The sequence below is a fragment of the Pelagibius sp. Alg239-R121 genome, assembly GCF_947331435.1.
Taxonomy (GTDB): domain Bacteria; phylum Pseudomonadota; class Alphaproteobacteria; order Kiloniellales; family Kiloniellaceae; genus Denitrobaculum.
Genome location: NZ_CAMZOF010000004.1, coordinates 280,902 through 292,407, shown reverse-complemented (window position 1 = coordinate 292,407; position 11,506 = coordinate 280,902). Strand labels below are relative to the sequence as shown.

The following is an 11,506-nucleotide window of genomic DNA, read 5'->3' as shown; positions in this document are numbered from 1 at the left end:
TCTTAAAATATACGGAGCTTCTTTGAGAAAAGAATCAGCATGAACGGCTTCCTGCAGAAACTGGATCGGAACGGCGAACGTTGGCTGCTGCTGGTCTTCTATTCGACGATTGTTGTTACAATCGCGATGGAGGTCATCCGCCGCTTCACACTCAGCTACTCCTCGATTTGGGGCGAGGAAATCGCCCGCTACGCCTTCATCTATCTGGCATGGGTCGGTGCTTCGGCCGCGGTGCGCGAGCGCGCCCACATCCGTATCGACGTGCTGCTGCACTATCTGCCACCGCGCGGTAAGGCTGTCATCTACCTCTTCGGAGACTTCGCCACGCTGATCCTGGCGGTGATTGCGGTCTATTGGTCGCTGGAAACCGTCCAGACCTCGCTGAAGTTCGGCTCCGTCACCCATGGCCTGCGTATCAGCCAGGCCTGGTTCCTGGCAGCCGTGCCTCTCGGTTTTTCCATGATGCTGTTCCGGCTCGTCCAGTCCATCCGGCGCGATCTGATCGATCTGCGCCACGGACGCGACGTGTTCGACGGCAATCGCCTGTTCGATTGAGGGTCTAAATTATGTATCAGATCTTAAATCAGCAGGTATCTGTGGAACTGGGGTGGGAATTCTACGTCTCGCTCTGCGGTATGGTGCTGCTGATCGCCCTCGCCGTGCCAGTCTGGGTCGCCTTGGGCCTTGGGGCCGTGGCCATGCTGGTCCTGACCGACGTGCTGCCGCTTTCCCTGGTCGGCGAGGCACTGTTCGACGGAATCGATGCCTTTGCCTTGATCGCCGTGCCGCTCTTCATCCTGACTGGCGACGTGCTGGTCCGCACAGGCCTTTCCAACAAGCTGCTGGACATTGCCGAAGCCACGGCGGGCGGTTTCAAGACCGGTTTCGGAACGGCGACCGTTCTGGGCTGCGGCTTCTTCGCGTGTATTTCCGGCTCGGACGCGGCCGGTGCCGCGGCGGTCGGGCGTATGACCATCGACCGCCTGACCGAACAGGGCTATCCCAAGCCCTACGCCTGTGCCCTGGTAGCTTCGGGCGCCTGTACCGGTATCCTGATCCCACCCTCGATCGCTTACATCATCATCGGCCTGGTGCTCGGCGTCTCCGCCTCGACCCTGTTCCTGGCCGCAGCCGTGCCCGGCGTAATGGTCATGCTCTCTATCATGATCACCAATATCGTGATGAACCGGATTTACGGATACGAAAACGCCGAAGGCGGCTTTTCGATGGAGCGCTGGCTGAAGACGATCTACGAGGGGCGATACGCCCTGCTCGTCCCGGTCGTCATCCTAGGCGGAATCTATACAGGCATCTTTACGCCCACCGAGGCGGCCGCCGTCGCGGTGGTGACCACCATCATCATCGGTCTGTTCCAGGGCACCATTTCCCTGGGCGATTTCCCCAAGATGTTGGAGAGCTCGGCTAAGGTGAATGGTGTGATCCTTCCGATTATCGCGCTCTCGTTGCCGCTGGCACAAACCCTTGCAGCCCTCGAAGTACCGCAAGGCTTTGTCCAGAGCATGACTTCGCTGACCGACAATACGGCAATCCTGACCCTGATCATGATCGGCATTCTGATCCTGGCCGGCTGCGTGATGGAGACCACCCCAAACATCGTCATTCTTTCGCCGATCCTTTTGCCGCTGGCGCGGGAGATCGGTATGGACGATATTCATTTCTGTATCATGATGGTAACGGCATTGGGCGTGGGCTTTATCACACCCCCGCTGGGTTTGAACCTGTTCGTCGTCTCCGGTCTGACGGGAACCTCGGTGCTGAGTATCGCGGCCCGCGCGGGGCCATACGTTATCGCCATGCTGAGTGTCGTGTTGATGCTCGCATTTATACCGGAACTCTCGCTGTGGGCTCTGGACTGACGTAATATCAAGCTGACGTCCAGCCAGGCAGCAACAAGAGAATCCAGCCCTTTGACCCCTAGACAACCGGGAGAGAAAAACCGTGTCCGCTAAAGATCCCTTGGCCAACTACCCACAGGCCGAATACCTTAAAAAAGCCGAGATGACCTCCGCGACCGGCGAAGCCGACGTGCGCGACCTGGTCGCCGGCATGCTGCGCGAGATCGAAGAAGGCGGTGAAGCCAAAGCCATTGAATACACCCGCAAATTCGACAAGTGGGAGGGTGATATCATCGTCCCGCAGGAAACGATCGAAGCTGCAGCCGCAAAGGTTCCGCAGCGCCTGAAGGATGACCTCCAGTTCGCACACGACCGGGTACAGGGCTTTGCGCAAGCCCAACTCAAAAGCATGAGCGAGTTCGAGACCGAACTGTCACCCGGTCTCTTCGCCGGTCAGAAGCTGATCCCGGTTCAAACAGCCGGTTGTTACATCCCGGGTGGCCGCTACTCTCACGTCGCTTCAGCCATCATGAGCGTGACGACGGCAAAAGTTGCGGGCGTCGATAACGTCATCGCCTGCTCTCCGCCTAACCGGGATGGCGGCGTACACCCCGCCATTCTCTATACCTTGAAACTCGCCGGCGTCGATCAAGTGCTCGCGTTGGGTGGTGTTCAGGGCATCGCAGCCATGGCCTTCGGTCTCTTTACCGGTCACAAGGCCGATATTCTGGCCGGCCCGGGCAACCAGTACGTGGCCGAAGCCAAGCGCCTGCTGTTCGGCCGTGTCGGTATCGACATGTTTGCAGGACCGACCGAGATCCTGGTCATTTCTGATGAAGCCGCCGATCCCTGGATCGTTGCAACCGATTTGGCCGGTCAGGCGGAGCACGGCCCCAACAGCCCGGCCTGGCTGATTTCCACTTCGCGCAAGCACGCCGAAGAGGTCATGCGCCTGATCCCAGATGCTATCGAATCCCTGCCGGAACCCAACCGCACTTCAGCCCGGGATGCCTGGCGGGACTACGGCGAAGTCATCGTGACGCCAAGCCGCGAGGAAGCCGTCAAGATCAGCGACGACTACGCCGCAGAACACCTTCAGGTCCAGACCGAGGATCCGCAATGGTGGCTGGAGAACCTGCGCAACTACGGTTCACTGTTCCTGGGCGAGGAGACCACGGTTTCCTTCGGCGACAAGTCCTCGGGTACCAACCACATCCTGCCCACGAAGGGTGCGGCCCGCTACACGGGCGGCCTCTCGGTCGGCAAGTTCATCAAGACCGTCACCTACCAGCGCTCGACTCGCGACGCCAACCGCGACGTGGCAGCGGTGACCGCGCGAATTTCGCGCCTGGAAGGCATGGAAGGCCACGCCCGCAGCGGCGACGTCCGTCTGGCCAAGTACTTCCCGGACGAAGAGTTCGAGCTCAGTGCCTAACCAAGCAGACTGCGTGGTTTCGACCGGGAACAGCTTATGACGAACCCGGATCCGAGTAACTTCGATCTGACCGGCGAGGTCGCGCTCTGTACAGGCGCGACCTCCGGGATCGGCCGCCGCATGGCCTGGGCGCTCGCCCAGGCCGGTGCCGATGTGGTTCTGCTCGGCCGCCGGCAAGAGCAACTGAATGCGGCCAAATCCGAAATCGAAACCGCAGGACAAGGCCGTGCCGCCACTCTGTCGGCGGATCTGGCGACCCTCTCGACCTGCGAAGATCTGACCGACGAAGCGGCAAAGGCTTTCGGCCCGGTATCGATCCTCGTGAATGCGGCAGGTGTGAATTTGCGTCAGCCGCCCGAGGACATTACGCCGGAGAGCTGGGATCTGACTCTGAAGCTTAATTTGTCGATCCCGTTCTTTCTCGCCCGCGCTTGCATCCCTGCCATGAAGGACAGGCAATTTGGCCGCGTCATCAATATCGCGTCGCTGCAATCGACCCGCGCCTTCCCCAACGCCATGCCTTATGGCGCCTCCAAGGGCGGAATCGCCCAATTGACACGCGCCATGGCCGAAGCCTGGTCCCCGTCCGGCGTAACCGCCAACGCCATCGCGCCGGGCTTTTTCCCGACGGAGTTGACGGAGGCGGTCTTCGCCGATCCGGAACGATCTGCCCGCAATGCCAGCCAGACCGCCATCGGCCGCAACGGCAAGATGGAGGATCTGGACGGCCTCACCGTCTTTCTTGCCTCGCGCGCCTCTGATTACATCACCGGTCAGGTGATCAATATCGACGGCGGCTATACCGCCAAATAGGAACAAGAAAATGAAAGCCCTGGTCTATACCGCGCCGGAACAGCTGGTTTACCGCGACGAACCGGACCCGCAGCCTGCAGGCAACGAGTGCCTTGTCAAAGTCGATGCGGTCGGCATCTGTGGTTCAGATATGCATGCCTTCAAGGGCCACGACCAGCGGCGGCCTGCGCCTCTCATTCTGGGGCACGAAGCCAGCGGCATAGTGGTCGAGGGGCCGGACGGCAACAAGGGACGCCGCGTCGTGATCAATCCGCTGGTCAGCTGCGGCAGCTGCGAGTGCTGCCTTTCCGGACGGGTCAATCTCTGCCCAAGGCGCGAGATCATATCGATGCAGCCGCGCCAAGGAGCCTTCGCGGAGATGATCACCATCCCGGAGCGCAATCTCATCGACGTGCCCGATGGCATGGACAGCGCAAAAGCTGCTTTGGCCGAACCTATCGCGACGGCCCTGCACGGTGTTGTTTTGGCCGCCAAAGCCAGCGACCGGCCGCTTTCGGAAGTTAAGGCACTGGTGTTAGGCGGCGGTGCCGTTGGTTTATCTGCAGCCCTTGTACTGCGCAGCCATGGCTGCCGGTATATTATGCTCGGCGACACCAATCCGCTGCGGCGGCGCACGGCCGAAGCGCAGGAGATCGGTGCGGTCTACGATCCGATTTCGGGGCCAACGCCGGATGACAACTCCATGCACGTGGTGATCGATGCGGTCGGTGGCCGTGCAACCCGAACCGCGGCCCTGGCGGCCGTCCGACCTGGCGGAGTCGTGGTACACATCGGCCTGCAGGACAGCAACGACGGAATCGATATCCGCAAGGCGACCTTGCAGGAAGTTTCTTTCATCGGCAGCTACACCTACACCATGATCGATTTCCGGGCCACGGTCGCGGCCATGCACAGTGGCGCATTGGGAAAACTCGACTGGATCGAACAGCGCCCTCTGTCTGAAGGTGCAGCCGCCTTCGAAGACCTCAGTAAGGGCTCGACCGCCGCGGCCAAGATCGTTTTGCGACCGACCTGACAGCCCTCGGCAGATCCGCACAACAAGCTGTTTCCTCCGCTCGCATGTGATTAGACTGGCGGCAACCGATCCTGTGTCGACACCGGCGCTGGTTCCAAAAGCATAGCTAATCAATGCGCTGCCTGCCGCAATGGCATCTGCCTGCGCTTGCGAGGAATGAAAATGAAAGTCAAAGCCGCCGTTCTACATGCCCTTGGCGCATCGCAACCTTACGCCGAAACAAAGCCCCTGGTGATCGAAGAGGTTGAGCTAGCGCCACCGGGCGCAGGCGAAGTCCTGGTGGAAGTGAAAGCCGCCGGGCTTTGTCATTCGGACCTCTCCGTGATAAACGGCAGCCGCCCACGGCCCACCCCCATGGTGATCGGCCACGAAGCCGCAGGCGTTGTCGCCGAATGCGGCCCTGGCGTCGAGGACCTTAATCCCGGCGACAAAGTGGTAATGGTTTTCGTGCCCAGCTGTGGCAGTTGCCTGCCCTGCGCGGAAGGGCGGCCAGCGCTTTGCGAACCCGGCGCAGAGGCTAACACGGCTGGCACCCTGCTTTCGGGCGAGCGCCGGCTCGAGCGTCCCGGTGCAACACCGGATTCAATGCTGCATCATCACATGGGCGTCTCGGCCTTTGCCGAATATGCCGTGGTCTCGCGCCGTTCGTTGATCAAGGTCGACGACGAAGAATTGAGCCACGAAGAAGCCGCTCTCTTCGGCTGCGCGGTCCTGACCGGCGTCGGCGCCGTGGTGAACACGGCAAAAGTTCCGCCGGGCAGCAGTGTCGCGGTGCTCGGCCTCGGCGGCGTGGGCCTTAATGCGCTTTTGGGCGCCAAGCTCGCCGGTGCGCGGCACATCATTGCCATGGATCTTCAGGACAGCAAATTGAACTTGGCGAGTGAACTGGGCGCCACGGGCACGGTGAATGCCGCCGACGAAAATGCGATAGAAGCGGTGAAGGACCTTACCGGCGGGGGTGTTGATTTTGCTTTCGAACTGGCCGGCTCAGTCAGGGCCATGGAACAGGCTTACCGGGTCACCAAACGCGGCGGCACGACCGTCAGCGCTGGCCTGCCCCACCCCGATCACCGCTGGGATCTTCAGCAGGTTAATATGGTTGCTGAAGAACGTACCATTAAGGGCAGTTACATTGGGTCCTGCGTGCCGGTGCGTGACATTCCCCGCTACATCGAACTCTATCGTCAGGGACAACTTCCCGTCGACCGACTGATGAGCGACGTCCTGGACTTGCAGGAAATCAACATGGGTTTTGATCGGCTTGCCTCAGGCAAGACCGTGCGGCAAGTCATCAGGTTCTAGTGTCAGTTGAGATTCAGGATATCTCTGAGGTTAAGCGGTCGACAAGACAATGAGCTGCGTCCGACGAAACATTGCCCGCTTTAGGGTCTGTTGTTCGAGATTTTCCAGATTGCAATTGCCCCTTCTCAGCATAAACGAGATTTAGGCGCTAAAGCAGGGTCAGGCGGTCGGCGGGCATCCGAACTCGAACCGTCGTCCCCTGTCCTGGATGACTCTCGATATCCAGGCTTCCCTTGTGCAGCTCGACCAGTGTCTTACTCAAGGGCAGACCGAGGCCGACACCTTGACGGCTTCTTGTCGCGACATTTTCGACTTGCCGAAAAGGCTCGAGCGCGACTTTGATATCCGAGCGGCTCATTCCGATACCTGAATCAGTCACCGATATTTCTAGGTCGTCGTTCTTCAGCAGTCCTGCACGCACCAAAACCATCCCGCCAGACGGCGAGAATTTGATTGCATTGGTCAAGAGATTGACGACCACCTGCTTCATTTTCAGTGGGTCAGCGTAAAGAATCGGCATCAGATCATCGACCGAAGACTTCAGGGTGACATCGCTCCGAACAGCCTGCTCTCTCACTAGACTGATGGACGCGGCGATAAGGTCTTTGACCTCGACCGCTTCCGGATGAAGTTCTCCATGACCCGATTCAACGCGCGACAAATCTAGGACATCATTTATCAGGTCAAGCAGATGACGAGCAGAGCTGTGGATGTCGCTGGCATAGGCTGGGAATTTCTCTACGCCTTTGGGACCCAGCAATCCATCCTTCATAATTTCTGAAAAGCCGAGGATTGCATTAAGCGGTGTACGCAGCTCATGGCTCACGCTTGCAAGAAACTCCGACTTTGCGCGGCTCGCTCGCTCAGCAGATTCCTTGGCAAGGCGGAGCTCAAAATCGTTGCGTGTTCTTTCCATGGCAATGCCCGTTAAACGAGCCGCCGTCATGATCTCCTCGAGCTCACTCGTCGAGGGGACATGCGGTTCTTCGTGATACGCCGCGAATGTCCCCAACAGATTACCGCTCATCGAGAAAACTGGCTGACACCAGCAGGCGCGCAGGCCCGCCTCGCCTGCACGCGAATCTCGTTCCAGCCATTGCGCATCGACCTCGATATCTTTGACGACCACACGCCGTCGGTTGAACGCTGAGACAGCACAGCAGTGCCCGGTCGGCCCTACTTCGGTCCCATCGATCGCTGCGAGATACCAGTCCGCTACGCTGGGTGCTGCGAGATGACGTAGTGTTGAGCGTTCAGAGTCCAACGCCATGATGGCGCAACGCATGCCGTCATAGTGACTTTCGGCCTTGCCAATGATTGCTTCAAGCGAAAGCTGCAGGGGTGCGCCGGTCGCCAAAAGCTCGAGCACCGTATTCCAGTCCTGACGCGAAGCAATTTCGTCAACGGAGGTATGGTCCGAGTTCCGCTCTTCAGCCCGCTTCGAGTCCGGGGCATCCACCATATTTCATCGACCTCTGTATCTTCACGTCAACTCCATCACAGGCAGCCCAAGCGCCGCCATTCCACCGCTATGACTGGTCAGCCGGTTTTAGTGCTTATCTGCGCAAAGCAGAGTGAGGTTTCCACACAAACGATTGTATTAACAAGTCGTAAACGAACAGTTAATATTTCTTTCAAAGCCACTTATTTTAAGTTGAATAAGTCTTAAATTCTCTCTATCGATTTAGTGATTACCCGTCAATACAGTTCCCCGCTGCAAGGCCAAGCTAGCCGGAACAGTTAAAGACGTGACGGCCAGGCGATAAATCACGGTAGACGGTGGAACTCCACCTCTGGACTTGCTAAGTCTCTAACAGGATAAAAACGATGTGCCTGGCGATCGGCGGTGTATCTGCCCTTTGGCGCTTTTGAGTCAAACGAATTCAGGGAAACGGGATATGACCTATATCGCCCCCATCGAAGACATGCGCTTCGTGCTCGATGAAATTGCCGGGCTGTCGGGTATTGCTGAATTGCCAGGTTATGAGGATGCCACACCGGATCTTGTCGACGCGGTGTTGGGTGAAGCCGGCCGCCTGGCGATGGAAGTCCTTGCTCCTTTGAACCACCCCGGTGACCGGGAGGGCTCCACCCTCGTCAATGGGATCGTCCGAACTCCCAAGGGCTTTCGCGATGCCTATCAGCAGTACGTCGATAGTGGCTGGAATTCCCTGCCTTTCGATCCGGAATACGGTGGTCAGGGTCTTCCCTGGGCGGTATCGACGGCCGTAACCGAGATGTGGAACGCTGCAAACATGAGTTTCGCACTCTGCCCCCTGCTCAATCAGGGTGCCGTTGATCTGTTGCAGACCCATGCTACGGAAGCCCAGAAACAAACCTACCTGACCAAGCTGATCTCCGGCGAATGGACCGGCACAATGAACCTGACCGAACCGCAGGCCGGGTCCGATGTTGGTGCCTTGAAAACCAAAGCGGTACGAAACGGCGATCACTACCTGATTACAGGTCAGAAAATCTTCATTACCTGGGGCGAGCACGATTGCACAGAAAACATAATTCATCTGGTTCTTGCGCGCCTGCCCGACGCGCCAGCAGGCACAAAAGGCATCAGCCTCTTCATCGTACCCAAGTTCCTGGTCAATGCAGACGGCACTCTGGGGCAGCGGAACGATCTGCGATGTGTGTCGCTTGAACATAAATTGGGCATTCATGCCTCTCCGACTTGCGTCATGGCCTATGGCGACAGCGGCGGTGCAGTTGGTTATCTGGTGGGCGAGGAAAACAACGGCATGGCCTGCATGTTCACCATGATGAACAACGCACGCTTGTCGGTCGGGGTCCAGGGCGTCGCCATCGCAGAGCGGGCGTACCAGCAAGCCGCTACCTTCGCCAGGGAGCGTGTCCAAAGCCGTGCCATCGGCACCAAAGATGCCAAGAGTTCCGCAATTATTCATCATCCAGATGTACGGCGCATGCTGTTGACCATGCGCGCCGGTACTGAAGCCATGCGCTGCATCGCCTATCTCAATGCCGCGGAAATTGATCGCTCCCATCACCATCCCGATCAAGCTGTACGCACAAAAAGTAACGCCCGCGCCGGGATACTGACCCCGATCACCAAAGCCTGGTCGACGGAACTAAGCTGCATGATTACTTCGCTGGGTGTTCAGATCCATGGCGGCATGGGCTTCATTGAAGAAACCGGCGCGGCGCAGCATTACCGGGACGCCCGAATTCTACCAATTTACGAAGGCACGACTGGTATCCAGGCGCTCGACTTGCTGTCCCGAAAGTTGCTGCGGGACGGCGGAGAGACGGCCCGTGGCCTGATCGAAGAAATGCTGGAAACCCTGGCCGCGGTTGGCGCCAGCAACAACGGGGCTGTCGCTGCTCTCGCCGCGCCGGCAACCGAAGAGGTGAAGCTCCTCGCAAAAACCACCGAAACACTGTTAGCGCTCGGTGCTGAGGACATGGAGGCAGCCGCTGCCGCTGCGACTCCCTATCTCAACCTCTTCGGCACCGTGGCCGGTGGCTGGCTGCTCTGCAAGAGCGCCTTGACCGCAAGTGGAAAACTGGCAAACGATCAAGGCAATGCCGCGTTCCTGGACGCGAAGATCAAGACAACCCGCTTTTATCTCCACAACATCCTGCCGCAGGCCAGCGCTTACGCTAAGGCGGTCGCCAACGCAGACAGCGTCATGACATTGGACGAAACGCAGTTCTAAAACCCGGCAGTGACGTCAAAGGAAGTCTGCAATCCGCTTCAGGAATCGCTCAATGTCATGGCAATCGACGAAGGCATGCACGGATAACCTGATACGGCCGTTATCTCCCCAAACAAGAAATTTTTCAGCCGCCAGGACCTGCATGATCCGCTCGTAATCAGGATGCGCGAAAGCTATATTGCCGGCGCGGGCTGCTTTAGGTTCGGGCGTGAGTACCTCCGCACCCATTCGAAAAAGTTCCGCGCGCAGATGACCGCCTAGGTTATGGGCATTGGCAGCAATCTCGTCGATCCCGATGTTCAGAAGATAATCCAGCGACGTACGCATGAGGTAGGTGTCCAGATGGTTCGGGTTTCCGACCTCCGCCCGCCCCGCGGTTTCCAGCAGATTGTATTGCCCTGGTCTTTCGCCCTGGGTCGCGGAGTTCCAGCCGACACCAAGCGGTTCGAATTCAGGCCGGCGTTCGCGGTTCCAAACAAGAATGCCGGTGTGAGTCGAAAGCAGCCACTTGTAACCGCAGCAAACGACGAAATCGCTCAAGCGCGCATCCACCGGCACGACGCCAAGCGCGTGGCTGGCATCGATCAGGAGCACGATATCCCGCCCTTCCAGCGCATCTGATAATTGCGCAACATCGATCTGTTGGCCGGTCAGATAGCTGACTTGGCTGACGAGAAGCAGGCGTGTGCGGGAATCACAGGCCTCGATCAGATCCCCGATTTCAATGACCCCGCCTCTGGAGGGAATCATGCGGACCTGGACGCCGAGCTTTTCGAGACGTGTGAGACCATAGCGCCCCGACGCAAATTCGATCTCTGGAGTCACAACCGAATCGCCCGCCTGCCAGTCGATCGAGGAAACGGCTCGGTTGATCGCCTCCGACGCACTCCCGACCAAGGCAATATCGTCAGCCGCCATTGCGGTAAGGCGCCCCAACCGCGCCCTGACCTCTTGCGCCACCAGCCAGTGACGCCGGTATCCGTTCTGGCCGCTGGCCTTGTCGCGCGCAAAGTCTTCAAAGGCGTCCCGATGGGCTTTCAACAATGGCGGCTCGCCACCAGTCGCCAGATGCGTGATGCCTTCCAACCCGATGAAGTCGCTTTTCTGTGCCAGCATTTCTCGATCCCTGTGCGCCAAGTCCGTTCACTCTAGGCGAGAGCATCGGCACTGAAAATCTTATTAGCCTGTCCCTATAGATCACACGATGCGCCAATAACTTGAACTTTCTGTGCTTAAGGCGTGGATATGTTTCGCAGGCGAGCATGAAGTTGTTAGCTGTGTTGGCCATTGCCGCTGACGAGCCCCTGGGCTCCGCCATCACTTCCGAAATGACCTTTGGGGTGGTCAGGAAATATCTGTCTGAGAGTGAAAAATTATTCGACGGACTTTAATCGGCCAT

9 protein-coding genes are annotated in these 11,506 nt (G+C 58.6%); 7 read left to right on the top strand and 2 right to left on the bottom strand.

All coding sequences use genetic code 11. The annotated features are described in order from the left end of the window. Window positions 1-39: 39 nt before the first annotated feature. The 6 genes from QMZ18_RS14940 to QMZ18_RS14915 all read left to right on the top strand — a co-directional run bounded on the left by QMZ18_RS14940 (window position 40) and on the right by QMZ18_RS14915 (window position 6,421). Entirely contained in the window at window positions 40-555 is a 516-nt protein-coding gene (locus QMZ18_RS14940; protein WP_282607107.1) for a TRAP transporter small permease, read from the top strand. Between the two features lie 11 nt (window positions 556-566). Further along, window positions 567-1,877, top strand: a complete 1,311-nt coding sequence (locus tag QMZ18_RS14935; RefSeq protein WP_322097221.1) for a TRAP transporter large permease — start codon at window positions 567-569, stop codon at window positions 1,875-1,877. An 82-nt stretch (window positions 1,878-1,959) separates the two neighbouring features. Continuing rightward, the gene (gene hisD / locus QMZ18_RS14930; protein ID WP_322097220.1) at window positions 1,960-3,291 is read left to right on the top strand and encodes a histidinol dehydrogenase; all 1,332 of its coding nucleotides are present in this window, start codon (window positions 1,960-1,962) and stop codon (window positions 3,289-3,291) included. Window positions 3,292-3,327: 36 nt separating this feature from the next. Continuing rightward, complete coding sequence (locus QMZ18_RS14925; RefSeq protein WP_282607106.1) at window positions 3,328-4,104, top strand: SDR family NAD(P)-dependent oxidoreductase; 777 nt, start codon at window positions 3,328-3,330, stop codon at window positions 4,102-4,104. A gap of 10 nt (window positions 4,105-4,114) precedes the next feature. Beyond that, on the top strand, window positions 4,115-5,119 hold the full coding sequence (locus tag QMZ18_RS14920; protein WP_282607105.1) for an alcohol dehydrogenase catalytic domain-containing protein: 1,005 nt from the start codon (window positions 4,115-4,117) through the stop codon (window positions 5,117-5,119). A gap of 162 nt (window positions 5,120-5,281) precedes the next feature. Further along, entirely contained in the window at window positions 5,282-6,421 is a 1,140-nt protein-coding gene (locus tag QMZ18_RS14915) for a zinc-dependent alcohol dehydrogenase family protein (RefSeq protein WP_282607104.1), read from the top strand. 148 nt (window positions 6,422-6,569) lie between these two features. Here the strand turns inward: QMZ18_RS14915 and QMZ18_RS14910 are convergent, their stop codons facing one another. Next, complete coding sequence (locus tag QMZ18_RS14910; RefSeq protein ID WP_282607103.1) at window positions 6,570-7,883, bottom strand: GAF domain-containing sensor histidine kinase; 1,314 nt, start codon at window positions 7,881-7,883, stop codon at window positions 6,570-6,572. 436 nt (window positions 7,884-8,319) lie between these two features. Between QMZ18_RS14910 and QMZ18_RS14905 the strand changes: the two genes are divergently transcribed. Further along, the gene (locus tag QMZ18_RS14905) at window positions 8,320-10,107 is read left to right on the top strand and encodes an acyl-CoA dehydrogenase C-terminal domain-containing protein (RefSeq protein ID WP_282607102.1); all 1,788 of its coding nucleotides are present in this window, start codon (window positions 8,320-8,322) and stop codon (window positions 10,105-10,107) included. Window positions 10,108-10,122: 15 nt separating this feature from the next. Here the strand turns inward: QMZ18_RS14905 and QMZ18_RS14900 are convergent, their stop codons facing one another. Beyond that, window positions 10,123-11,223, bottom strand: coding sequence for an aminotransferase class V-fold PLP-dependent enzyme (locus tag QMZ18_RS14900; RefSeq protein ID WP_282607101.1), 1,101 nt, complete (start codon window positions 11,221-11,223; stop codon window positions 10,123-10,125). Between the last annotated feature and the right edge of the window lie 283 nt (window positions 11,224-11,506).

What these genes read in the sequence shown, in the direction of transcription:
- QMZ18_RS14905 (WP_282607102.1), top strand. Translation starts at nt 8,320, where the DNA reads ATGACCTATATCGCCCCCATCGAAGACATGCGCTTCGTGCTCGATGAA.
- QMZ18_RS14940 (WP_282607107.1), top strand. Translation starts at nt 40, where the DNA reads ATGAACGGCTTCCTGCAGAAACTGGATCGGAACGGCGAACGTTGGCTG.
- QMZ18_RS14920 (WP_282607105.1), top strand. Translation starts at nt 4,115, where the DNA reads ATGAAAGCCCTGGTCTATACCGCGCCGGAACAGCTGGTTTACCGCGAC.
- QMZ18_RS14900 (WP_282607101.1), bottom strand. Translation starts at nt 11,223, where the DNA reads ATGCTGGCACAGAAAAGCGACTTCATCGGGTTGGAAGGCATCACGCAT.
- QMZ18_RS14925 (WP_282607106.1), top strand. Translation starts at nt 3,328, where the DNA reads ATGACGAACCCGGATCCGAGTAACTTCGATCTGACCGGCGAGGTCGCG.
- QMZ18_RS14910 (WP_282607103.1), bottom strand. Translation starts at nt 7,883, where the DNA reads ATGGTGGATGCCCCGGACTCGAAGCGGGCTGAAGAGCGGAACTCGGAC.
- QMZ18_RS14915 (WP_282607104.1), top strand. Translation starts at nt 5,282, where the DNA reads ATGAAAGTCAAAGCCGCCGTTCTACATGCCCTTGGCGCATCGCAACCT.
- QMZ18_RS14935 (WP_322097221.1), top strand. Translation starts at nt 567, where the DNA reads ATGTATCAGATCTTAAATCAGCAGGTATCTGTGGAACTGGGGTGGGAA.